Origin of the sequence: Spirillospora sp. CA-142024 (assembly GCF_050942325.1) — a bacterium.
Taxonomy (GTDB): domain Bacteria; phylum Actinomycetota; class Actinomycetes; order Streptosporangiales; family Streptosporangiaceae; genus Spirillospora.
On sequence record NZ_CP192077.1, the window covers coordinates 2,170,560 to 2,193,317 of the forward strand.

Sequence of the window (22,758 nt, forward strand, 5' to 3'; positions counted from 1 at the left end):
CCACCATAGTCAAAGGTCGGCAACGGACTTCGGTGAAAAAGTTTCGGTGGTAGCGTCACCAGCGTGCTTCCGATGCCTGCCATCTCCGCGCACCGCCGTGACGAAGCGGGCCTGTCGGGTCTCGGCGAGGCCGTCGCGTCCGGCGCCGAATACGTCGAGATCGACATCAGGCGGACGGGGGACGGCCGGCTGGTCGTCCACCACGACCCCGAGATCGGCGGGCTGCGGCTGAACCGGCTCACCTACGATCGGATCCAGGAGCTCGCGACCCGGCCCGTCCCGCTCGTCGGCGACGCCATGAAGATCATCGCGGGCCGCGCGCAGGGGCATCTCGACCTCAAGGAGCGCGGCTGCGAGCACGAGACCGTGGCCCTCGCGATGGAGGCGTTCGGGCCGGCGAACTTCGTGGTGACCACCGGCGAGGTGACGTCCCTCATGGAGATCAAGAAGAGCTTCCCGGGGGTGCGGACGGCCCTGTCGGTGGGACGCAGCCTGTTGCAGCGCGGCGCCGCGCACGACTTCGCCCCGCTCCGGCTGGTCCGCCGGGCGGGCGCCGACATGGTCGCCCTCAACCACCGGCTCGCCCGCGTCGGCGTGCTGCGCCAGTGCGGCCGCGCCGGGATCCCGGCGATGATCTGGACGGTCAACGCCGAACCGGTGATGCGGCGCTTCCTCAGCGACCCCCGCGTCGCCGTCCTCATCACCGACTACCCGGAGACCGCCCTGCGGCTGCGGGGCGACCGGCCGGTTCCGCCGGGGCGCGAAGAGGACCGGCCCGGAACGCAACCGCGAGACTGAACGGGAGTCTCGCGGCTGGTTCGGCGGGACGGACCTACTGCCTTTGAAACCCGCTAGGCCGTCTGCTCGGCGGCGGGCTCGGTGCCTGCCGCGGCGGGCTTGCCGGCGCGGGTGCGGCGGCGGGTGCGGCTGCGCTTGCGCTCGGTGGCGACCGCGTCGACGACGTTGCCGTCCGCGGCGGTCTCGGCCTCCGCCGCGGCCGCCTCGACCGGCTTGCCGGCGCGGGTGCGGGTCCGGCTGCGCTTGCGGCTGCGCGGCCGGGGACGTTCCCGGTCCCGGTCGCGGTCGCGGACATGGCTGCGGACCTTGCCGGTCTCGCCGATGTCCTCCAGCTCCTCGGCGTCCAGCCCGGCGCGCCCGTGCCGCTGCTCCTTGGGCAGCGTCCCCTTCGTGCCCTCGGGGATGCCGAGCGCCGCGAAGAAGTGCGGGGACGTCGAGTAGGTCTCCTCCGGGTTGGCGAACGGCAGGTCCAGCGTGCCGTTGATCAGCTTCCACCGGGTGAGGTCGGACCAGTCGACCAGCGTGACGGCGACGCCCTCCTTGCCCGCGCGGCCGGTCCGGCCGATGCGGTGCACGTAGGTGTCGGCGCTGTCGGGGCACTCGTAGTTGACGACGTGCGTGACGTCGTCGACGTCGAGGCCGCGGGCCGCCACGTCGGTGGCCACCAGCACACCGATCTTGCCGTTGCGGAACGCGCGCAGCGCCCGCTCCCGCTGGCTCTGCCCGAGGTCGCCGTGCACGGCGGCGGCGTCGAAGCCGCGCTGCGCGAGGTCGGCGGCCACCCGGTCGCAGGCCCGCTTCGTCTGGCAGAAGATCATCGTCAGCCCGCGGCCCTCGGCCTGCAGGAGGCGCGCGAGCATCTCCGGCTTGTCCATCTGGTGGGCCTGGAACACGTGCTGGACGACCTGCGGCGTCGCGTCCGACTCGGTGTGCGACTCGGCGCGGACGTTGGTCGGACGGGTCAGGTACCGGCGCGACAGGGCGACGATCTCGCCCGGCATCGTCGCCGAGAACATCATCGTCTGGCGCTGCGCCGGGATCCGCTCGATGATCCGCTCGATGTCGGGCAGGAACCCGAGGTCGAGCATGCGGTCCGCCTCGTCCAGCACCAGGATGCCGATCTTGGACAGGTCGAGGTGCTTCTGCTTGACCAGGTCGAGGAGCCGGCCCGGGGTGCCGACGACGACGTCGACCCCGTCCCGGAGAGCCTCGATCTGCGGCTCGTACGCGCGCCCGCCGTAGACCGACAGGACGCGGGTGCCGAGCTTGCCGCCGGCGACGAGCAGGTCGTCGGTGACCTGGAGGGCCAGTTCGCGGGTCGGCGCGACCACGAGGGCGCGCGGCTCGCGGCCGCCGTGCTCGATGCGCTGCAGCAGCGACACGCCGAACGCGAGCGTCTTGCCGGTGCCCGTGCGGGCCTGGCCGATGATGTCGTGCCCGCCCAGCGCGATCGGCAGGGCGAGCTCTTGGATGGGGAACGCCTCCACGATGCCTTCGGCTTCGAGGGCGTCTGCTATCTCGGGGACGACCCCGAGTTCACGAAAGGTAGTCAGGGCTTTCAGCCTCCAATATGCGGGGTCTCCGCTCCCGGGTGCGGCGCGGCTCGCCGGCGGGGCTCCGCCGTGGCGGGCGTGTCCGCCGTTCCTTGACCGCGCGCTCGCACGGGAGGGACCAGCCGTTGCTCAAATCTCTCGGCGACCGCAGTCAGGGGTTGAAAGCAGTCACTCGCTGTGGCTGCGTGCGGTCACACTCCGCGACGCAGTGTACCGACCGTTGATTGCATACACCAATAGCCGATCTCCGTATGCAACGTTTCCACGGTTTCATCTATTCCGTCCCAGGTTCGCCAGGCGTTACGCGGCCCGGGAACAAGGGTCCGCGGGGCGGACGGAAGGCGGCGCGCGGACGGCCACATCCGGACAATCCGCGAAGAGGGAAGCCCCCGCCGCACGGGGTGGCGGGGGCTTCCATCGGGGCGTCCCGGGGTCAGAAGGTGCGGCGGCGCGGTCGCCAGCCGCTCCGCCGGCCGCCGTGGCCGCCGGTGTTCAGTGAGGTGAGGGCGGCCACGCCGAGCGCGGCGACCACCACCGCGAACACGAACGCGATCAGCGCGCCCGCGCCGAGGGCGTCGGCGATGACGCCGCCGACGATGGAGCCGGCGATCCCGATGAGGATCGTCAGCAGTACGCCGATCGGGTTGCGGCCGGGTACGAGCAGCCGCGCGAGGGCTCCGATGACGGCCCCGACGACGATGAACCAGAGGATCGTCGTGAGCATGTCGATCATCCATTCCATATCCGTGGGCCGGGTGGCCCGTGGTCGGAGACCGATATGCCCGTCCTGCCGGATTGAAACAAAGCCCAGGTCAAGGCGGGTGGAAACGGCGTAAAGTCCGGTCCGCTCAGGTGTACTGGGTGCCGAAGCCCACGCTGCGCTGCTCGTCCTCGGAGATCTCCAGGTAGCCGACCCGGCCGGCCGGGATGACGACCCGCCCGGCGCGGCGGTCCTTGAGCGCCAGCACGCCCTGCGGGTCGGCGAGCGCCGCGGCGAGCGCGTCCTGCACCTCGTCGGCCGACTGGTCGGTGTCGACCACGAGTTCCTTGGCCACGTTCTGGACCCCGATGCGAACCTGCACGCGATGCTCCCGTCGTCCGGGCGTCCCGCCGACCGCCGGCGGGCCCGTCTCCGATGTTCGCACGCAGATCGCCGCGGGCGCCGTCACACGGTTGTGCCGAGGGTGAACGCCGGGGCGCCGAATTCATTGCCCGGGGGCGACTCCCAGAGCCCCCGGCAAAGGCCGTCGACTCGGGCGGGTCAGCCCTGGTCGTTGGTGCGCGGGAAGCCGGAGATGCCGCGCCAGGCGAGGCGGGCGATGATCTTCTCGGCGGTGTCCTTCGGGATCGCGCGGTGCTGGGACAGCCAGAAGCGGGCGCTGACCTCGGCCATGCCGACCAGTCCCATGCCGAGGAGGTGCGCCTCCTCGGCGGGGGCGTTGGTGTCCTCGGCGATGACCTGGGCGATCATCTCGGCGCACTGCTGGTTGGCGCGGTCGACGCGGGCCCGGACGGGCGCCACGTTGCGGAGGTCGGACTCGAAGACGAGGCGGTACGCCTCGCCGTCGCCGGCCACGAAGTCGTAGAAGGCCTGCATGCTCGCCTGTACGCGGAGCTTGTTGTCCGTGGTGGACTCCAGAGCCTCGCGGACGGTCTTCACCAGGGCTTCGGCGTGCTCGTCCAGCAGCGCCAGGTACAGCTCCAGCTTGCCCGGGAAGTGCTGGTAGAGCACGGGCTTGCTGACGCCTGCGCGCTCGGCGATCTCATCCATCGCCGCGGCGTGGTACCCCTGCGCGACGAACACCTCCTGGGCCGCGCCGAGCAGTTGCCTGCGGCGCGCCAGTCGCGGCAGTCTCGTGCCACGGGGGCGGGCGTCCGGGGTCGCGGTCACCACACTCTCCGATCACCGAATCGTTGCGGCGGATGGGGGATCGTCCGTCGCGGGCGAACAGTCTCATTATCCTACGCGCGAGTAACTCCGTTGGTCACGGGCGACGCCCGCCGACGTTACTTCGCGCAGGTCAGTGTATTCCCGCCGGGACCGGGAGCGACCCGGCCCCGGTTCTTCCTCCAGTATCCGCGCCCATGGTCCCGGTGGCACGGGTCACCGGTAGTCGTCCTCGTCCAGCCGTATCTCGCGCCGCTGCTCGGCGGCATCGGCCTCGTTGGCGTCGTCGGGCATCGGGGTCCGGTCGACGCGGTCGTCGGCCTCGTCCAGCACGGTCCGCTGCTCGGCGGCGTCGGCCTCGTCGGCGTCGTCGGGCGGCGGCTGCTCCAGGTCGTCGATCTCGCTCATCAGGCGTCCTCCTCAGCGTTCCAGCCGGCCGGCCAGGTCCCGCAGCGGCGCCTCGACGGACTCGCCGTAGGTCGGGAACGCGTGGACGACGTCGGCGAGCAGGCTCAGCGGCGTCTCCGCGCGGATGGCCAGCGCGATCTCGCTCATCCACTCCTCGGCGTAGAGTCCGGCCGCGGCGGCGCCGACCAGCAGTCCGCGGGACCGGTCGGCGTACAGTTCCACGCGGCCGCGCTCGTCGGCCTCGACCGCCGCCCGGGCCGTCGCGGCGAGGTCGTACCCGGCGGTGAGGAGGTCTATGCCGAGTTCGCCCGCCTGCCTGGGGGAGATCCCGACCGAGTAGACCGTGGGGGTCGTGTAGACGACGCGGGGGATCGCGCGGTAGTCGGCCTCGCGCCGCTGCCCGAGGAGGTTCGACAGCGCGACTCGCGCCTGGTAGCGGGCGGCGTGCGTGGTACGGGCGATACCCGTGACGTCACCGGCCGCCCACACACCCCCCGTGGCGGCCTGCACCTGGCAGGTCTCGTCCACAGGAAGCCCTTGCCCGGGCGTGATCTCGACGCCGAGGTTCTCCAGCCCGAGGCCCTCGACGCGGGGACGGCGCCCGGCGGCGGCGAGGACGCGGTCGGCGTCGAGCGTCCCGCCGTCCGACAGCCAGAGCCGCAGCCCGACGTCCTTGCGCTCCACGTTGCCGACGTCGACGCCGAGCCGCAGATCGACGCCCATCCGGCGCAGCGCGTCGGCGAGCACCTCCCCGGCGAACGGCGCCTCCGCGGTCAGCAGCCGCCCGGACGCCTCGACGAGCGCGACCTGCGACCCGAACGCCGCGTACACCTGTGCCAGCTCGCAGCCGATCGGCCCGCCGCCGAGGATCACCAGGCGGCGCGGCAGGTCGGGGACCGACAGCGCCTCGTCGCTCGTCCACAGCGGGACGTCGGCGAGCCCCTCGACGGCCGGGATCACGGGCTCGCCGCCGGTGCAGACGACGAGGTCGCCGAAGCCGTGCACGGTGCCGTCCACCTCGATCCGGCCGGGTTCGAGGATCTGGCCGCGGCCGCGCAGCACGGTCACGCCGGCCTCGGCCATCCGCGCGACGGCCGGGGCGTCGCTGCGCCCTCCGGCCAGCTCGTCGCGGCGGGCGACGGCCATCTCCCAGGTCTCGCCGCGACGCGCCGACAGCAGCAGCGACTTGGACGGGACGCACGCGAAGTACGGCGACTCGCCGCCGACCAGGCGGTTCTCGACGAGGGCGACGTCCCGGCCGGCTCGGGCGAGACCGGTCGCGACCAGCTCTCCCGCCGTTCCCCCGCCGAGGACCACGGCGTCGTAGTGGTGGTTCTGCGCCAACTGCTCTTCCTTCCGCCACGCGTGGTGTCCCCTGACCATGGTGACGGAATCCGGTGCCGGAGCGTGCAGGTTCGAACACATAGGGCACGCGAATTGTCAGGGAAGCGGCTGATGCTCCTTCAGCAGCGGCTTGAGAAGGTCGCCGTCCTCGTCCACGCGGGCGAGGACGTCGCCGGGGCCGAACACGAGGTCGGCGGCGTCCCGGCACGCCTCCAGCTCCTCCCAGGTGATGGGCGTCGAGACGGACGGGCGGCTCGCGGCGCGCAGCGAGTACGGGGCGACGGTCGTCTTCGCGGGGTTGTTCTGGCTCCAGTCGACGAAGACCTTGCCCTTGCGCAACCGCTTCTCCATCTTCGCGACGACGAGCTTCGGATGCTCCTCGGCGAGGCGTTGCGCGGCGGACTTGGCGTACTCGGACGTCCGCTCGGGTTCCGTGGGCTCCTTGACCGGCACGTACAGGTGCAGGCCCTTCTTGCCGCTCGTCTTCGGGTAGGACTCCAGGCCGTCCTCGGCGAGCAGGTCGCGGAGCAGGCCGGCGACCTCGCAGGCCTCCACGATCGTGGCGGGCGGGCCGGGGTCCAGGTCGAAGACGACGAGATCGGGGCCGTGCACCTTGCCTCGCGGCCCGACCTTCCACTGCGGGACGTGCAGCTCCAGCGCGGCGAGGTTCGCGCACCACACGAGCGTGGGCAGGTCGTCGACGACGACGAAGTCGAGCGTGTCGCGGCCCGTCGAGCTGCCGGGCGTGGGGATCGTCGCCGTCCTTACCCAGGCCGGGGTGTGGGACGGCGCGTTCTTCTCGAAGAACTTGCCGCCGTCGACGCCGTCCGGCCAGCGGATCCGGGTCGCGGCGCGGTCCTTCAGGTGCGGCAGCATCACCGGGGCTATGCGGGCGTAGTAGTCGATGACCTCGCCCTTGGTGAACTCCGGGTAGAGGTTCTTGTCGAGGTTGGACAGGGAGAGCTGCTGCCCGTCGACCTCGACGGTGGTCCGCTTGCCGCTCACGCGCCGCCACCTCCGGCGGAGGTGTCACTGCTCACTCGTGACCTCCAGGGGGTCCTTGTCATCACGGAGGCCCCGCCAGGAAGGGAAACGCAGGCGGCCGTCCCTGGTGCGGGCGCTGTAGGCGACCTCCCCGACGAGTTGCGGCTCAACCCATTGCGCGTCCCTGGAGAACTCGCGCGGTACGACCTCGTCGTAGGGGCTGGTCGGACGGCGCAGCGGCCACAGGATCCCGTACAGCTCGTCCAGTGCGCGGTCTGTGAAGCCCGTGCCGACGTGGCCGACGAAACCCAGCAGGCCCTTCACGTCGTATTCGCCTAGTAAGAGCGATCCAACTCCGCCTTCGCGTCGCCCTTTGCCGGGCTTCCATCCGCAGACGATGACCTCGCGCGTCATGAAGTTCTTCACCTTGCGCCAGAAGTCGACGCGGCGGCCGGGACGGTACGGGGAGTCGAGACGCTTGGCGAGCAGCCCTTCCAGTTGCTGTTCGCGGGTGAAGGCGAGCAGTTCGTCCACCTGCGACTGGTCGCCGGCGTGGAGGTAGGGGGGCACCTCCACCGGTCCGGTGCCGGCCAGGTCCAGCTCGGCCAGCACCGAGCGGCGGTCGGCGTACGGGAGGTCGTACAGGAGGCGGCCGTCCAGGAAGAGGACGTCGAAGACCACGTACCGGACGGGCACCTCGCGGATCAGCCGGGGGTCGGGACGGCTCACGTGCATCCGGCGCTGGAGGCGCTCGAAGCTGGGCCGGCCCTCCTCGAAGGCGACGACCTCGCCGTCCATGACGACGTCGTGGTCGGGCAGCAGGTCGGCGAGGGCGGACAGTTCCGGGTAGCGGCTCGCCACCTCGCTTCCGCGCCGCCCGACGGCCCGGACGCCGTCGGCGGAGACGTGCGACAAGACGCGGACGCCGTCCCACTTCAGCTCCAGACCCCATTTCCCGCCGTCGGAGGGGAGGTTCCCGGTGGAGGCCATCATCGGCTCAACGGGCCACGGCATGGTCATACGGGCGTCTTACCCGGTCCCGGCCCACAGAAAAGGATCAAGGGGCCGTTCTGGCGCAAATCGAACGCGGTTGCGACGCTAGGGGCGGGAACGTGCTGGGTAAGGACGGATCATGCGCAGTATCTGGAAGGGCGCGATCTCCTTCGGTCTGGTGACCATTCCGGTGAAGCTCTACTCGGCGACCGAGCAGCGGGACGTCGCGTTCCACCAGGTGCACCGGGAGGACGGGGGGCGCATCAAGTACAAGCGGGTGTGCACGGTCGACGGCGAGGAGGTGCCGTACTCCGACATCGCCAAGGGCTACGAGCTGCCGAGCGGCGAGATGGTCGTGCTCACCGACGAGGACTTCACCGACCTGCCGCTGTCGTCCAGCCGCCGGATCGACGTCCTGCAGTTCGTGGAGCGGGAGGAGGTCGACCCGATCTACTTCGCGAAGTCGTACTACCTGGAGCCGGACCAGCAGGGCGCCAAGCCGTACGTGCTGCTGCGGGACGCGCTGGAGAGTTCCGGCCAGGTCGCGATCGTCAAGGTCGCGCTGCGGCAGCGCGAGTCGCTGGCGACGCTGCGGGTCCGCGAGGGCGTCTTCGTCCTGGAGACGATGCTGTGGCCGGACGAGGTCCGCGCCCCCGACTTCCCGTTCCTGGACGAGGACATCGAGGTCCGCAAGCAGGAACTGTCGATGGCGACGTCGCTGATCGAGTCGATGGAGGGGGAGTTCGACCCTTCGGAGTACACGGACGCCTACCGGGAGGCGCTCCAGGCGGTGATCGACGCGAAGATCGAGGGCAAGGAGGTCGCGCGGCCCGCCGAGGAGGCCGAGGAGGAGCCCGCCGCCGATCTGCTCAGCGCGCTGCGCGCCAGCGTCGAGGCTGCCAAGAAGAGCCGCGGCGAGAAGGACGGCAAGGCCGCGTCGTCGTCCGGCAAGGGGACGTCTGCGAAGAAGCCCGCGGCCCGCAAGACGTCGTCGAGGTCCGGCGCGAAGAAGGAACCCGCGAAGTCCCGGAGCCGCAAGTCCGCGTGATCTGTGCCGGCCCGCCCCAGGGCAGGGTCAGTTGTCGCGGCGGGCGGTGAGCACGCGGCCGAGGGCGGAGGCGGCGCCGGACGGGTCGGTGCACGGCGCGATCCGCTCGCCCCAGCCGTAGAAGTAGGCCCAGTCGTCGCCGGACCCTTCCCGGACGGCGATGACGTTCTCGCTCAGCGCCCGCATCAGCGGGTCGGCGACGAGCGCGGAGGGCCGGCGGTCGTCGGGCGCCGCGACCTCGACCGTCCAGCCGTCGGAGCGCAGCGCGTCGGTCAGGCGTTCCAGGTGCCCGAGCGCCGTCTCGGCTTCGGTGATCACCTGCGCGGACATGGTGCCTCCCAAGGAACATCCCGTGATGGTGGGTCCGCCGGGCGAGGCTCCGTCGCGGTGAGCGTCACGCGAGGTGCGGCCGGTGGAACGACGTTCAGTCTTCCGCCGGGTGGGGGAGATCACAAGCGGTTTGGATGCATTGGTGGCCGGCACTTCGGCGTGCCGGCCACCGGATGCCCGGTCAGCCCACGGGTTCCAGCCGCGACGGCGGCTCGGCCGCGGAGTCGCTCTCCCGGATCCCGAACCGGCCGTAGAGGCGGGCGAGCGGGCCGGGGGCCCACCAGTTCGCCCGGCCGAGCAGCCGCATCGTCGCCGGCACGAGCAGCGCCCGGACGATCGTCGCGTCCACCAGGATCGCGATGGCCATCCCGACGCCGGTCATCTTGATGAAGGTGATGCCGGAGGTGGCGAACGCGCCGATCACGATGATGAACAGCAGTGCGGCGCTGGTGATGATGGCGCCGGTGCGCTGCACGCCGGACGCGACGGCCGTCGTGTTGGAGCCGGTCAGGTCGTACTGCTCCCGGACGCGCGACAGCAGGAACACCTCGTAGTCCATCGAGATCCCGAACAGCATGGCCAGCATCAGGATCGGCATCGCGGGGGAGATCGAGCCGGTCGCGGTGAACCCCAGCGGCCCGGACAGGTGGCCGTCCTGGAAGATCAGCACGACCGCGCCGAAGGTGGCCGACAGCGACAGCATGTTCATCACGATCGCCTTGAGCGGCAGCAGTACCGACCCGAACGCCAGGAACAGCAGGACGAACGTCGCACCGCCGACGAGCACCGCCAGCCACGGCAGGGTCGCGCCGAGGCTGTCGAGCTGGTCGACGACGTCGGCGGTGACGCCGCCCACGTATGCGTGCGCGCCGGGCGGCGGCGGGACGTCCCGCACCTGCTGGACGAGGTCGCGCGCGGCGCCCGAGTTGGGGTCGGCGTCGTAGCGCAGCGCGATCCGCGTCGTGGTCCCCTCGGAGCCGGTCACCGTCGCGCCCGTGATGCCCGGCACGGCGTCCAGGCGGGCCCCGTACGCCTGAACGGCGGCCTGGTCGGACGTTCCGGTGACCACGGCCTCGATCGGGCTGGTGGCGTTGCGCGCGAACCGGGTCTCCAGCGTCTCGGACACGACCCGCGCCTCGCTGCCGTCCGGCAGCACCTTGGCGTCCACGCCGCCCCAGTTGATGCGCAGGAACGGCCCGCCGAGCGCGAGGAGCAGCGCCACGGTCGCGACCGCGTAGATGACGGGCCGGCGCATCACGCTGCGCGCGACGCGTCCCCACCAGCCGTCGAACCGGCTCCCGGACGTCTTACGCCGCCGGACGGACAGCGCGTTCACCTTCGGGCCGAGGACGGCCAGCAGCGCGGGCAGCACGGTCAGCGCGCCGACCATGCAGACGAAGACGGTCGCGATGCCGCCGTAACCCATGGAGACGAGGAAGTTCTGGTCGAACAGCAGCAGGCCCGACAGGGAGACGGCGACCGTGACGCCGGAGACGGCGACGGTGCGGCCTGCCGTGGCCATCGTCGCGGCCAGCGCGTTCTCGCCGGTGGCGCCGTCCCGGCCGATCTCCTCCCGGTACCGGCTCACCACGAACAGCCCGTAGTCGATCGCGAGCCCGAGCCCGAGGAACGTCGTGATGTTCACCGCGAAGATCGACACGTCGGTCAGGTACGTCAGCGCGTGCAGGGCGGTGAACGAGCCGAGGATCGCCAGGCCGCCGACCAGCAGCGGCAGGCTCGCCGACACCAGGCCGCCGAAGATCACCACCAGCAGGACGAGGAGGATCGGCATCGCCATGCTCTCGGCCCTGCCGATGTCGGACGAGACGCGCTCGTTGATCGCCACCTCGGTGCCGACCGCCCCGCCGACCTTGGCGGTGAGGCCGCCGCCGACCTTGCCCAGGTCGTCCTTGACCGCGTCGTAGCTGTCGTGCCTGGCGGCCTGGTCGGAACCGGCGAGCTGCAGGACGGCGTAGGTCGCCGTGCGGTCGTTGCTCACGAACTGCGGCGCCTTGGTCGTCCAGTACGTGCTCGCCTTGGCGACCTTGTCATGTGGCAACGCGGCCAAGGCCCGCTCGACCGACGCCCGGTAGGCGGGGTCGTCCACCGTCGTCTTGCCCTGGTAGAGGATCACGACGTCGGCCTGGTCCCGGCCGAGATCCCGCTCGGCGATCTGCACCGCCTTCGCGCTCTCGCTGCCCGGCGTGTCGAAGCCGCCGGACGAGGACAGCGCGCCGAACACGCCCGTCCCCCACACCGCGGCGAAGGCGAGCGCCGCGCCCGCGACCGCCAGAACCCACCGTCTGCGCCGGTGGACCCACCTTCCCCATCGATCGAACATCGCGCGTTCCCCCGTCCCGTTACATGGAGTAAGCTTCGTGAACACCGTAAACTGCGAACGCCGTTAACTTCGCATACAGCGTTAGCTTCCGTCAAGGGTGTTTCTGGGGAATCATGCGAAGGCGGCCGGGTGCGGCCGGAGACCAGGGAAAGAGGGCGGCCTAGTGGAATCGCGACGTGATCGGCTGCGCGCGGCGACGGTCAAGGAGATCTCCGAGACCGCCCGGCGGATCCTCGTCGACGAGGGCCCCGAGGCGGTGACCCTGCGGGCCATCGCCCGCGACATGGGGATGACCGCCCCGGCGCTCTACCGCTACTTCGGCAGCCACGGCGAACTGCTCAGGCACCTGGTCGGCGACATCTTCACCGAGCTGACCGGCCAGCTGCACGCGGCCATGAAGGAGGTGCCGGACGGCGACATGAGCGGCAAGTTCCTGACGGTGTCGCGCCAGTTCCGCAGCTGGGCCCTGGCGCATCCCCGCGAGTACGCGCTGCTCTTCGGCTCGCCGGTCCGCGGCGCCGGGCACCTGGAGGAGGTCGACTTCGCCGAGGAGTGCGCCCGCCAGTTCGGCTGGACGTTCATGACCCTCTTCCTCGAACTGTGGAACAAGGCCCCGTTCCCGGTGCCGGCCGACGACGAGATCGAGCCCGCGCTGCGCGAGCAGCTCCGCCGCTACCGCGACGACGTCCTCGGCGTCGAGTTGCCGCTCGGCGTGATCCGCCAGTTCCTCAAGTGCTGGATCAGGCTCCAGGGCGGCGTCAGCCTGGAGGTCTTCGGCCACCTGGAGTTCGCGCTCGGCGACGCCGCCCCCATGTTCGAGCTGATGCTCTCCGAGGTCGGCCCCGAGCTCGGCCTGACCTACACCCCGCCGCCTGCGGAGTGAGCCGGCGGCGCCGCCCGGCGGGAACGCCGAAGGGCCCCGCGAACGCGGGGCCCTTCGGGTGCGGAGCGGATCAGTAGCTGGGCTGGCTGGGGTCGATCTGGTTGACCCAGGCCAGGATGCCGCCGCCGACGTGGACGGCGTCGCCGAAGCCGGCGCTCTTCACGACGGCGAGGGCCTCGGCGGAGCGGACGCCCGACTTGCAGTGCAGGACGATCTTCTTGTCCTGCGGGAGGCGCTCCAGCGCGGAGCCGTTCAGGAACTCGCCCTTCGGGATGAGCGTGGCGCCCGGGATCGAGACGATCTCGTACTCGTTGGGCTCGCGGACGTCCACGAGGAAGATGTCCTCGTCCCGGTCCTGCATGGCCTTGAGGTCGCGCACCGAGATCGTGGAGTCCTTGACGGCCTCGGCGGCCTCGTCCGACACCGCGCCGCAGAACGCCTCGTAGTCCTCCAGCAGCTCGGTCTGCGTCGGGTTCTTGCCGCACAGCGGGCACTCGGGGTCCTTGCGGACCTTGACCGAGCGGTAGGTCATCTCCAGGGCGTCGTAGATCATCAGGCGGCCGACTAGCGGCTCGCCGATGCCGGTCAGCAGCTTGATGGCCTCGTTCACCTGGATGGAGCCGATCGACGCGCACAGGACGCCGAGCACCCCGCCCTCCGCGCAGGACGGCACCATGCCGGGCGGCGGCGGCTCGGGGTAGAGGCAGCGGTAGCAGGGGCCGTGCTCGGCCCAGAAGACGGACGCCTGGCCGTCGAACCGGTAGATCGAGCCCCACACGTACGGCTTGCCGAGCAGGACGGCCGCGTCGTTCACCATGTAGCGGGTGGCGAAGTTGTCGGTGCCGTCCACGATCAGGTCGTAGCCGCCGAAGATGTCCATGATGTTGTCGCGGTCGAGCGCGGTGTCGTGCACGACCACGTCGATCAGCGGGTTGATCTCGCGGACGGTCTCGGCCGCCGACTCGACCTTCGGCTTTCCGAGGGACGACTGCCGGTGGATGATCTGGCGCTGCAGATTGGACTCGTCCACGACGTCGAAGTCGATGACGCCGAGCGTGCCCACCCCGGCGGCGGCCAGGTAGAGCAGGGCGGGGGAGCCGAGGCCGCCCGCGCCCACGACCAGGACCTTGGCGTTCTTGAGGCGCTTCTGCCCGGCCATGCCCACGTCGGGGATGATCAGGTGCCGCGAGTAGCGGTTGACCTCGTCGCGGGTGAGCTCCGGGGCGGGCTCGACCAGAGGTGGCAACGACACGGTGGATGCTCCTGTGCTGACGCTCGGCGTTATGGAGGGCGGGACTTCATCGTCCTCACGGCACAACCTTGCCATGGGCTGCGGCATTCCCGGCGGCCACCCGCCCGCGAGCCGCCCGGGGAGGGGTCCTTACCCGGACGACAGGCGGAATTTCGGGAAGCGCCGTTAATCTTGACTGTTGTGGCATTCCTGCCCCCCTCTCAGCAGCCGCCCCCGCCGCGGCCCCCGCGCCACCCCGGCATGCCCGGTCCTCCCGGTATGCCCGGTGCCGCCCGTCCGCCCGGCATGCCCGGCGGCCCGCACGGGGGGCCTCCCCGTCCGATGGGCGCGCCGCCGCCGCGTCCGATGGGCGCGGGGCCGGCGGGCCCGTACGGGCCGCCGAGGGTGCTCGGGCTGACCGGCCGCCAGTGGATGATCGTGGCGCTGGTCGTCGGGTGCTGCTACCTGATCTCCACCGGAGTGTCCGTCGCCGGTGCCTGGACCACCCTCAGGCGCCAGCCCACGAACGCGGAGCTGCAGATCGCCGCCGACAAGGAGGTCGCCCGCCGCTGGCAGGCGTGGCCCGCGCGGCGCATCTTCCCCGAGAAGATCAGCTACCGGCCCACGGGCGACCACACCGAGTACGCGTCCAGGACGGGAATCGTCCCGGACACGAGCTGCGCCCAGGGCGTCGACGACGAGATCGGGACGACGATCGGCAAGCACGGCTGCCGCGCCGTCCTGCGCGCCACCTACGTCGACCAGCTGCAGGGCGTCGTCGTCACCGTCGGCGTGGTGGCGTTCCCCGACGCCTGGAAGGCGGACCGGGCGTTCAAGGAGCTGCCCGGCGCGCAGGGCCCGGACGGGACGGGTTCGGTGCGTCCCGCGCTGCACGCCGCCGCGTTCCCGGGGACGGCCTCCGCCCGCTTCACCGACACGGCCAGGCAGGACCGGACGATCGACCGCGGCGGCCCGTACGTGGTGCTGACGACATCGGGCCAGGCGGACGGCCGTCCCGCGTCCGCGATCAAGAAGGCGCGGCCGGGCGAGCCGTTCGCGGTGGCCCCGCAGGTCGGCCACGCGATCGCGCGGACGCTGTCGGCCAAGGCGCTGCCGGACTGCGACCGGCCCGAGTGGCGGTGCTGACCGGAGTGGCGGTGTTGACCGGAGTGGCGGTATTGACCCGAGTGGCGGTGTTGACCCGAGTGGCGATGCTGAGGGAGCGCGGATGAGACGGCGTGGCGTGGCGGCGGCCGCGGGCGCGGCGGCGCTGGCCGGCACCTGGCTGATGCCCGTCCAGGCGCACGCGGACGAGGTCCGGGACCGGCAGCAGCCGATCCTGAACCTCCTCGGCATGGACGCCGCCTGGAAGATCACCAAGGGTGCGGGCGTGACCGTCGCGGTCGTCGACTCGGGCGTCGACCCGCAGCAGCCGGACCTGCGCGGCAAGGTCACCACCGGCCCCAACATGCTCGCCGAGATCGACGCCGGGACGCAGCCCAAGCGGCTGCACGGCACCGGTATGGCGTCGCTGATCGCCGGGCGCGGCCACGGCACGGGCGGCGGATCCGGGGTCATCGGGATGGCCCCGGAGGCGGGCATCCTCGCGATCCGGTCGATCGGCGAGAAGGAGGACGCGAGCTTCGTCCGCTACCGCACGTCAGAGAAGGCGGACACGGCGGTGGCGCGCGGCATCCGCTACGCCGCCGACCACGGCGCGGACGTCATCAACCTCTCCCTGGGCAAGAACGAGGAGGTGCCGGAGGAGCGCGAGGCCATCGGCTACGCCATCGGCAAGGGCGTCGTGGTGGTGTCGGCGGTCGGCAACGACGGCGAGGACCCGGGCGCCCTGGACGGGGACGGGTTCGCGCCCTACTCCTACCCGGCCTCCTACCCGGGCGTCATCGCGGTCGCGGCGACGGAGCCGGGGCACGCCCGCGCGCCGTTCTCCAACCGCAATTACTCGGTGCTGCTGTCCGCGCCGGGCGCGGGCCTTCCCGTGGCCGGGCCCGGCGGGCAGTACTTCGTCAGCGACGGCACCAGCGACTCCAGCGCGGTCGTCTCCGGGATCGCCGCGCTGGTCCGGGCCAAGCACCCGAAGATGGCGCCCGCGCTGGTCGCGCAGGCGCTGATCCAGAGCACCCGGCACGGCCCCTCGGGCGGCTACGACCCGGAGGTCGGGTTCGGCGAGGTGCACGCCGCCCGCGCCCTGTCGGCGGCGGACTCGCTGGCCTCGGCGCAGCCGGGCCCGGCCAAGGCCAAGCCCGCCGGGCAGCGGTTCGGCGAGGAGGACCCCGGGCCGGTGGAGGTCATCGAGCATCCCGCCTGGGTCCGCCCGCTGATCATCGTGGTCCTGCTGCTCGGCCTCGGCGGGACGGCCGGGGCGGTCGCGATCGCCGTCGCCTTCCGCCGGCGCCATCCGAGCGCGGCGGGTGGCCCGCCCTTGAACGGCCCCGAGCGCCCCGTCCCGCCCCTGATGGGCCCACGGCGTCCGGGACAATGAGCGGATGTGGTCCGAACCTGACGAGTACGCCGAGGCGGTGCTGGACGCGGTGGAGCGGATCCCGCCGGGCCGCGTCCTGTCGTATGGCGACATCGCCGAGCTGATCGGAGCGGGCGGGCCCCGGCAGGTCGGACGCGTGATGTCGCTGTACGGCGGCGCCGTCCCGTGGTGGCGGGTGATCCGCGCGAACGGCCATCCGCCGAGCGGCCTGGAGGTCGAGGCCCACGAGAACTACCGCGCCGAGGGCACTCCGCTCAGCACGGACGGGCGGCGAGTGGATATGGCACGAGCCCGCTGGACGGGCCCGGATCAGCCCGGGTGAAGGCGGAACGCCCCGGCGATGACGGCGGCCAGCACGAGCGGGCTGAGGGCCGCGGCCAGGATGGGCGCGTGCGTCATCAGCGCGCCCGCCACCGCCGCGCCGGCCCCGAGGGCGAGGATCACGGCGGTGCGGAGCCCGGCCGCCGTGCCCTGCCCGGCCGCGAACCCGCCCATCATCGACGTCAGCGTCCCGGTGACGAACGTGGTGGTGATCCCGTCGGCGGCCATGCTGCGGGCGGCCGCCGTCTGCGCGCCCATCGCGACGGACGACAGGGCGATGAGGGCGAGCAGCCCGCCGCCGCGCGGCTCGGCGTCCGCCATGGCCCAGCCCGCGAGGAAGACGGTCTGCAGCGCCAGGACGAACCCGAGCACGGCGGTGACGCGGGGCGGCCAGACGCGGCCGTGGCCGGAGCGTCCGGCGATGCCGAAACCGGCGAGCAGGCCGAGCGCGAACGCGAGCGTCGCGACGCCGCAGCGGGCCAGGTCGGCGCCGTTCCCCTCGCCGGCGGCGAGCCCGAACAGCACGATGTTGCCGGTCATGTTGGCCGTGAACACCTTCTCCATGCCGAGGAACCCGACGACGTCGGTCGTCCCGGCGCCGAACGTGAGCAGCACCAGCAGGACGGCGCGGAGCCGGAGCGGGGAGCGGGAGGGGTCCCCCGCCGCCGCGGGCGCGGCGGCGGGGGACGGATCGGAGAGGTCGGACGAGGCGGTCACCGTGCTCCCTAGTAGATGATCAGCCCGGCGACCGTGGCGACCACCAGGCCGGCGAGCACGGGCAGGAACGAGCGGCGGACGAGTTCGAGCACCGGCACGCGGGCGAACCCCGCCACGGCGATCAGCGAGGACCAGGCGACCAGCACGCCGCCGCCCGACCAGACGCAGCCCATCTGCCCGATCGCGGCGAGCAGCGCCGGGTCCACCCCGGACGCCGGCCCGAGCGTGCCGGCCAGCGACCCGGTGAGCGGCAGGCCGGCGAACCCGGAGCCGTCCAGCCCGGTGATCATCCCGATGATCAGCACGCCGAAGCCCACCACGTACTGGCTGTCGGGAATGGCGTCCTGCATCCGGACGACGGCGTCGAACAGGAAGCCCGGCGCCTTCGCCCCCTCCTCCATGCCCATGATCTTTCCGGCGAAGTCGGCGTTGCCGATGAAGAAGAACCCGGCGATGGGGATCACGACGCCCATCGCCTTCATGGCGAAGACCAGGCCGTCCACGATGTGGTCGGCGCACCGCTCCAGGCTGTGGCGGCCGTTCCGCGCGATCGCGGCGCACAGCAGCAGCACCGTGGCGACGCCGCCGACGAGCGCGGCCGCGTCCCCGCCCACGACCTCGGGGACGAGGCCGGTGAACTTGCCGACCAGCATGTAGCCGACGAGCCCGATGAGGGTCAGCGGGACGATGGCGGCGAACGCCTTCGAGCGCTTCGGGCAGTCCGCGCCCGGCCGGTCGTCCTCGTTCAGCGACGACAGGGCCCGCTGCGCCATCGCGTCGGACGAGCCGCCGTCCCCGCCGTTGCCTCCGGAACCGTGGTCGAGGACGGCCACTCCGCCGTCCCCGCCACCGGTCGCGATGGTCTCCGCCCGCAGGACGCGCCGCGGCAGGACGCGGATGAGCGAGCGGCGCGGCGCCGCGGCCTCCGACTCGCCGGCCTCCCAGCGTTCGAGGAGCGCCGGGTCCGGCTTGCGGAACTCGCCGCGGGTCATCAGGTAGCCGAGGCCGAGGGCGACCAGGCCCGTGATCAGGGACAGCACCATGGCGCGGTCGGCGACCGCGCCGGTCTGCACCCCGGCCGCCTTGGCGGACAGGCCGGGCGCGACCTGGATGACGTAGTCGCTGGACAGCGCCATGCCCTGCCCGGCGATCGCGATCGCGACCCCCGAGCTGATCGGCGGCAGTCCCGCGGCGATCGCGGCGGGCAGCAGGATGGCGCCCATCAGCGGCACCGCCGGCGTCGGCCAGAAGAACAGGCTGATCACGTAGGTGACGGCGGCGAGCACCCAGAAGGCCGAGTGGCCGGACCGCATGACGACGCGGAACGGCTCCACCATCCGGCGGTCGGCGCCGAGCGCGCGCAGCGCCCCGAGCAGCGCGGTGACCAGCGCGATGATCAGGAAGATGCTGAACAGCTCGGACGCCGCGGTGAGCCCGGCGTTGAAGATCGACTCCAGTCCCGTGACGAAGCTGCCGGTGAACACCCACGCGGTGAGGAACGTCGCCGCGATCGCGGGGATGACGACGTTCTTGCGGGCGATCATGACGGCGATGATGACGATGATTCCGGACAGATAGATCCAGTGAGCGGCTCCCAAGGGACGCTCCCTCCCTGTACGCGCCTTCAGCGAGGTCGTCGGGCGCAACGGTTGCAGAGAATCTGCTCGATCGGTCCGAGGTGAACAATGAGGAACGTGCACACTACGCGCCTGGTCATTTTGTGCACCATGTCGGGCGTCCCGCGAGCGAAGCGGCGGGGCACCGCGTCCCTGTGCACGCTGCCCAAGGAATGTGCCGGATCTTCGGCGATCGGTCCGTATCGGCGCTGATCGGGGGCCGCCGAGACTGGCGGCATGTCAGCGGAGAACGCATTCGGCCGCCCCGGCCGCGGGCCCACGGTCGCGTCGGGCGGCATGGTGGCCGCGAGCCATCCGGCGGTGAGCCTGCTCGGCGCCCGGGTCCTCGCCGGCGGCGGGAACGCCGTGGACGCCGCCCTGGCCATGGCCGCCCTGTCGTGGCCGGCGCTGCCCGGCCAGTGCGGCGTGGGCGGAGACGCCTTCGTGCTGCTGCGCCGCCCGGACGGCTCCGTCGCCGCGTTCGGCGGCAGCGGCTTCGGCCCGGACGGCGGCGAGCCCGCCTTCTACCGCGACCGCGGGCTGGCCGCCGTCCCGCTGGAGGGCGCCCTCGCCGTCGCCGCCCCGGGCGCGGTGGCCGCCCTGGCCGCGCTGCACGCCGACTCCGCGTCCCGGAGCCTGCCCGAACTGTGGGCGCCCGCGATCGCCGCCGCCGAGGACGGCCTGCCCTGCAGCGTCAAGACCCGCGCGGACATCGTCGAGCGCCGCGACGCGCTCGCCCGCGACCCGGGCACGGCCGAGGTGTTCCTGCCCGGTGGCCGCGTCCCCCGCGTGGGCGAACCGATCTTCCAGCGCGCCCTGGGCGCCGCACTCCGCCGCCTTGCCGCCGACCCGGCCGACCTTTACTCGGGTGACCTCGGGGAACGTTCCGTCGACGCCCTCGTGGACGCCGGGGCGCCGTTCTCCGGCTACGAGTGGATCGCGAGCGGCGACTCCTCCGCCGGGCCGGCGCTGACCTGCGCCTACCAGGGGATGACCGTCCACCTGACCCCGCCCCCCACACCCGGCTGGATGGTCGCACAGCAGGCCGGCCTCTGCGACGGCGTCCTCGACGGCCTTCCGTGGCTGTCGGCTGAGGCCGTCCACCGGATGGCGTCCGCCGCCCGGACGGCCTTCGCCGACCGGTTCGCCGGATGCGGAGCCGACAGCGGCCACTGGCGTTCGCTGCTCGTGCCGTCCGCGCTGGCGGCCGCCCGCGCCCGCCTCGACGCCGGCGACCTCCCCGTCCCCGCCCCGCCGCCCGTCCCCTCCGGCGGCGACACCACCTCCATGGTGGCCGTGGACGCGGAGGGACGCGCGGTCAGCCTCATCCACTCGCTGGCCTTCACCTTCGGCGCCCGGATGACCGTCCCCGGCACGGGCATCGTCCTCAACAACCGGCTCGGCCGCGGCGCCTACCTGATCGACGGGCACCCCAACGAGGTCCGGCCGCGCCGCCGCCCGCTGCACACCCTGAACGCCTGGCTCGTCACCGGCACCGCCGGCCGCCTCCTGCACGTCGGCAACACCCCGGGCGGGGACGGCCAGGTCCAGTGGAACACCCAGCTCATCTCGCACCTCCTCGACCACGGCCACGACCCGGCGACGGCCGTCGCCGCGCCGCGCTTCACCGTTCACCCGGGCAGCGACGCCGACGTGATCGGCCGGCCGCCCGAACTCCGCGTCGAGTCGCGTCTCGGCGCCGACCGCATCGACGCGCTCCGCTCGTCCGGCCACGACGTCACCGTGCAGGACGCGTGGGACGCCGGCGGCAGCGCGCAGATCATCTCCGTCGCGGACGACGCCCTCCTGGGCGCCTCCGACCCGCGCCAGGACGGGGTGGCCCTCGGTGTCTGAGCTCCCCGCCACGCCCCGCCCCCAGGGCGCCTACGTCCCCGCCGTGGCTGAGCCCCTCCGCGCCGGCGACGTGTTCGTCACGAGCGCGGGCATGACCCCGCGCCAGGACGGCCGCCTGACCGTCACGGGCCTCGTCGGACGCGACCTGACCCTGGCCGGTGCCCGCCAGGCCGCCGCCCTGGCGGCCCGCAACGCCGCGGCCGCCGTCGCGGACGGAGACCTCGGCCGGGTCCGGCGCTGGATGCGGATGACCGTCTACATCGCCTGCGCGGACGGGTTTACCGACCTCTCCGCCGTGGCGGACGGCGCGTCGGCCGCCCTGGACGAGCTGGCGCCGGGACTCGCCCGCCCGGCACGCGGCGCCATCGGCGTCCGCGCCCTGCCCGGCGGCGCCCCGGTCGAGGTCGAACTGACCGCGGTCGCACGAGCGGTCCCCGCGCCCGCGACGGCCGCGGGACGCGGATCACCGGCGGCCCATCCGAGCGTGGAGGACGAGTGAGCATGCATGAGGGACTGAACTTCGTCGGCGGCGAATGGCGCCCGGCGGCGGACGGCGTGACGTTCCGGCGGCACAACCCGGCCCGGCCGGACGACATCGTGGGGGAGTTCCCCGAGTCGTCGGCCGCCGATGTGGACGCGGCCGTCGCGGGGGCCGTCGAAGGGGCCGCGGAATGGGCGGCCACGTCAGCCGAGAAACGCGCCGACGTCCTTGAGGCGGCGGCCCGGTGGCTGGAGGAGCGCGCGGACGAACTCGTCGTCGAGCTGGTGCGGGAAGAGGGGAAGACCCGCGCCGAGGCGGCGATGGAGGTCTCCCGCACGCCGCGGAACCTGCGGTTCTACGCGGGGGAGGCCCATCGCGTCACCGGGCAGAGCCATCCGGCGGACGACGGCGGGATCGTCTACACGCGGCGGGAGCCCGTCGGGGTCGTCGGGGCCGTCACGCCGTGGAACTTCCCGCTGAACATCCCGTCCCGGAAGATCGGGCCGGCGCTGGCGGCCGGGAACGCGGTGGTGTTCAAGCCGAGCCCGGTGACCCCGCTGCTCGCGCAGCGGCTCGTGGAGGCGCTGCTGGCGGGCGGGCTGCCGCCACGGGTCGTCGCGCTCGTGCACGGTGGCGCCGAGGCCGGGGCCGCGGTGGCGGCGGACGAGCGGGTCGGCGCGGTGACGTTCACCGGGTCCACCCGGGCGGGACGGGCCGTCCACGCGGCGGTCGGCCCGTCGCGGCGCGCCCAGCTGGAGATGGGCGGCAAGAACCCCGTCGTGGTCCTGGACGACGCCGATCTGGACCGCGCCGCGCAGATCATCGTCAAGGGTGCGTTCGGGCTGTCCGGCCAGGCGTGCACGGGGACGAGCCGGGTGATCGCGCACGACGCCGTCCACGACGAGCTCCTCGAACGGGTGGCACGCGCCGCCGAGGCGCGGGTCGTCGGGGACGGTCTGCGCGACGGCGTCGACATGGGGCCGCTCGCCGCGGACTTCCAGCTGGAGAAGGTCCTCGACTACGTGCGGATCGGCGAGGAGGAGGGCGCCAAGCTGGTCACCGGCGGGCGGCGGGCGCCCGGCGACGGGTACTTCGTCCGGCCGGCGGTCTTCGGCGGGGTGACGCCGGACATGCGGATCGCGCGGGAGGAGATCTTCGGGCCCGTGCTCGCGTTCCTGCGGGCGTCCGGCCCGGACGAGGCCGTCGAGCTGGCGAACGGCACCGGCTACGGGCTGTCCGCCGGGATCGTCACCCGGGACCTCGACCGGGCACTGGAATTCGCGCGGCGGTCCGAGAGCGGGCTCGTGAAGGTGAACCAGCCGACCTCCGGAATGGCGATGACCGTTCCCTTCGGCGGGCTCAAGGAGTCCAGCACACAGACCTTCAAGGAGCAGGCCGGACCTTCGATGATGCTCTTTTACACGCAAGAGAAAAGCGTTTACATCTCACCCCGGTAAGGATCCCA

The 22,758-nt window shown here is 72.5% G+C and carries 22 protein-coding genes; 9 read left to right on the top strand and 13 right to left on the bottom strand.

What is annotated here, in order from left to right; genetic code table 11:
* Window positions 1-72: 72 nt before the first annotated feature.
* Complete coding sequence (locus ACQPZP_RS10520; RefSeq protein ID WP_433479587.1) at window positions 73-798, top strand: glycerophosphodiester phosphodiesterase; 726 nt, start codon at window positions 73-75, stop codon at window positions 796-798.
* A gap of 53 nt (window positions 799-851) precedes the next feature.
* On the opposite strand, the gene ACQPZP_RS10525 is transcribed toward ACQPZP_RS10520, so the two are convergent.
* The 8 genes from ACQPZP_RS10525 to ligD (ACQPZP_RS10560) all read right to left on the bottom strand — a co-directional run bounded on the left by ACQPZP_RS10525 (window position 852) and on the right by ligD (ACQPZP_RS10560) (window position 7,995).
* Window positions 852-2,285 carry a DEAD/DEAH box helicase gene (locus ACQPZP_RS10525; protein ID WP_433477443.1) on the bottom strand — a complete coding sequence of 478 codons (1,434 nt, stop codon included), beginning with the start codon at window positions 2,283-2,285 and terminating at the stop codon, window positions 852-854.
* Between the two features lie 499 nt (window positions 2,286-2,784).
* On the bottom strand, window positions 2,785-3,075 hold the full coding sequence (locus ACQPZP_RS10530) for a GlsB/YeaQ/YmgE family stress response membrane protein (RefSeq protein WP_433477444.1): 291 nt from the start codon (window positions 3,073-3,075) through the stop codon (window positions 2,785-2,787).
* A gap of 124 nt (window positions 3,076-3,199) precedes the next feature.
* Window positions 3,200-3,433: a DUF3107 domain-containing protein gene (locus ACQPZP_RS10535; RefSeq protein ID WP_433467553.1), complete on the bottom strand. Its 234-nt coding sequence runs from the start codon at window positions 3,431-3,433 to the stop codon at window positions 3,200-3,202.
* 179 nt (window positions 3,434-3,612) lie between these two features.
* Window positions 3,613-4,242: a TetR/AcrR family transcriptional regulator gene (locus tag ACQPZP_RS10540; protein ID WP_433477445.1), complete on the bottom strand. Its 630-nt coding sequence runs from the start codon at window positions 4,240-4,242 to the stop codon at window positions 3,613-3,615.
* A 213-nt stretch (window positions 4,243-4,455) separates the two neighbouring features.
* Window positions 4,456-4,647: a hypothetical protein gene (locus ACQPZP_RS10545; protein WP_433477446.1), complete on the bottom strand. Its 192-nt coding sequence runs from the start codon at window positions 4,645-4,647 to the stop codon at window positions 4,456-4,458.
* A 12-nt stretch (window positions 4,648-4,659) separates the two neighbouring features.
* Complete coding sequence (locus tag ACQPZP_RS10550; protein WP_433477447.1) at window positions 4,660-5,991, bottom strand: dihydrolipoyl dehydrogenase family protein; 1,332 nt, start codon at window positions 5,989-5,991, stop codon at window positions 4,660-4,662.
* Window positions 5,992-6,087: 96 nt separating this feature from the next.
* Window positions 6,088-6,996 (bottom strand): non-homologous end-joining DNA ligase, encoded by a 909-nt coding sequence (gene ligD, locus ACQPZP_RS10555; protein ID WP_433477448.1) that lies wholly within the window; start codon window positions 6,994-6,996, stop codon window positions 6,088-6,090.
* A gap of 24 nt (window positions 6,997-7,020) precedes the next feature.
* On the bottom strand, window positions 7,021-7,995 hold the full coding sequence (ligD, locus tag ACQPZP_RS10560; RefSeq protein ID WP_433477449.1) for a non-homologous end-joining DNA ligase: 975 nt from the start codon (window positions 7,993-7,995) through the stop codon (window positions 7,021-7,023).
* A gap of 112 nt (window positions 7,996-8,107) precedes the next feature.
* Between ligD (ACQPZP_RS10560) and ACQPZP_RS10565 the strand changes: the two genes are divergently transcribed.
* The gene (locus tag ACQPZP_RS10565) at window positions 8,108-9,016 is read left to right on the top strand and encodes a Ku protein (protein WP_433477450.1); all 909 of its coding nucleotides are present in this window, start codon (window positions 8,108-8,110) and stop codon (window positions 9,014-9,016) included.
* Between the two features lie 27 nt (window positions 9,017-9,043).
* Here ACQPZP_RS10565 and ACQPZP_RS10570 read toward each other — a convergent pair whose 3' ends face one another.
* Window positions 9,044-9,346, bottom strand: a complete 303-nt coding sequence (locus ACQPZP_RS10570; RefSeq protein WP_433477451.1) for a hypothetical protein — start codon at window positions 9,344-9,346, stop codon at window positions 9,044-9,046.
* Window positions 9,347-9,527: 181 nt separating this feature from the next.
* Window positions 9,528-11,687, bottom strand: a complete 2,160-nt coding sequence (locus ACQPZP_RS10575; RefSeq protein ID WP_433477452.1) for an MMPL family transporter — start codon at window positions 11,685-11,687, stop codon at window positions 9,528-9,530.
* Between the two features lie 163 nt (window positions 11,688-11,850).
* On the opposite strand from ACQPZP_RS10575, the gene ACQPZP_RS10580 reads away from it, so the two are divergent.
* Window positions 11,851-12,570 carry a TetR/AcrR family transcriptional regulator gene (locus ACQPZP_RS10580; RefSeq protein WP_433477453.1) on the top strand — a complete coding sequence of 240 codons (720 nt, stop codon included), beginning with the start codon at window positions 11,851-11,853 and terminating at the stop codon, window positions 12,568-12,570.
* Between the two features lie 70 nt (window positions 12,571-12,640).
* Here the strand turns inward: ACQPZP_RS10580 and moeZ are convergent, their stop codons facing one another.
* Window positions 12,641-13,822 carry an adenylyltransferase/sulfurtransferase MoeZ gene (gene moeZ / locus ACQPZP_RS10585; protein WP_433477454.1) on the bottom strand — a complete coding sequence of 394 codons (1,182 nt, stop codon included), beginning with the start codon at window positions 13,820-13,822 and terminating at the stop codon, window positions 12,641-12,643.
* A 258-nt stretch (window positions 13,823-14,080) separates the two neighbouring features.
* On the opposite strand from moeZ, the gene ACQPZP_RS10590 reads away from it, so the two are divergent.
* The 3 genes from ACQPZP_RS10590 (at window position 14,081) to ACQPZP_RS10600 (ending at window position 16,626) form a co-directional block, all read left to right on the top strand.
* Window positions 14,081-14,947 (top strand): hypothetical protein, encoded by an 867-nt coding sequence (locus tag ACQPZP_RS10590; RefSeq protein ID WP_433477455.1) that lies wholly within the window; start codon window positions 14,081-14,083, stop codon window positions 14,945-14,947.
* 82 nt (window positions 14,948-15,029) lie between these two features.
* Window positions 15,030-16,304: a S8 family serine peptidase gene (locus ACQPZP_RS10595; protein WP_433477456.1), complete on the top strand. Its 1,275-nt coding sequence runs from the start codon at window positions 15,030-15,032 to the stop codon at window positions 16,302-16,304.
* Between the two features lie 4 nt (window positions 16,305-16,308).
* On the top strand, window positions 16,309-16,626 hold the full coding sequence (locus ACQPZP_RS10600) for an MGMT family protein (protein WP_433477457.1): 318 nt from the start codon (window positions 16,309-16,311) through the stop codon (window positions 16,624-16,626).
* On the opposite strand, the gene ACQPZP_RS10605 is transcribed toward ACQPZP_RS10600, so the two are convergent.
* Window positions 16,614-17,342 (bottom strand): YoaK family protein, encoded by a 729-nt coding sequence (locus tag ACQPZP_RS10605; RefSeq protein WP_433477458.1) that lies wholly within the window; start codon window positions 17,340-17,342, stop codon window positions 16,614-16,616. The two genes, ACQPZP_RS10600 and ACQPZP_RS10605, sit on opposite strands and share 13 nt — an antisense overlap.
* A gap of 8 nt (window positions 17,343-17,350) precedes the next feature.
* Entirely contained in the window at window positions 17,351-18,940 is a 1,590-nt protein-coding gene (locus ACQPZP_RS10610; RefSeq protein WP_433477459.1) for a hypothetical protein, read from the bottom strand.
* Between the two features lie 255 nt (window positions 18,941-19,195).
* Here ACQPZP_RS10610 and ACQPZP_RS10615 point away from each other — a divergent pair, with 255 nt between their 5' ends.
* Genes ACQPZP_RS10615 through ACQPZP_RS10625 form a run of 3 tightly spaced genes read left to right on the top strand, consistent with a single transcriptional unit; the run spans window position 19,196 to window position 22,750 of the window.
* Window positions 19,196-20,812: a gamma-glutamyltransferase gene (locus ACQPZP_RS10615; RefSeq protein WP_433477460.1), complete on the top strand. Its 1,617-nt coding sequence runs from the start codon at window positions 19,196-19,198 to the stop codon at window positions 20,810-20,812.
* Window positions 20,805-21,311, top strand: a complete 507-nt coding sequence (locus ACQPZP_RS10620) for a RidA family protein (protein WP_433477461.1) — start codon at window positions 20,805-20,807, stop codon at window positions 21,309-21,311. Before ACQPZP_RS10615 ends, ACQPZP_RS10620 begins: the two co-directional genes overlap by 8 nt.
* 2 nt (window positions 21,312-21,313) lie before the next feature.
* Complete coding sequence (locus ACQPZP_RS10625; RefSeq protein ID WP_433477462.1) at window positions 21,314-22,750, top strand: aldehyde dehydrogenase family protein; 1,437 nt, start codon at window positions 21,314-21,316, stop codon at window positions 22,748-22,750.
* Window positions 22,751-22,758: the final 8 nt, after the last annotated feature.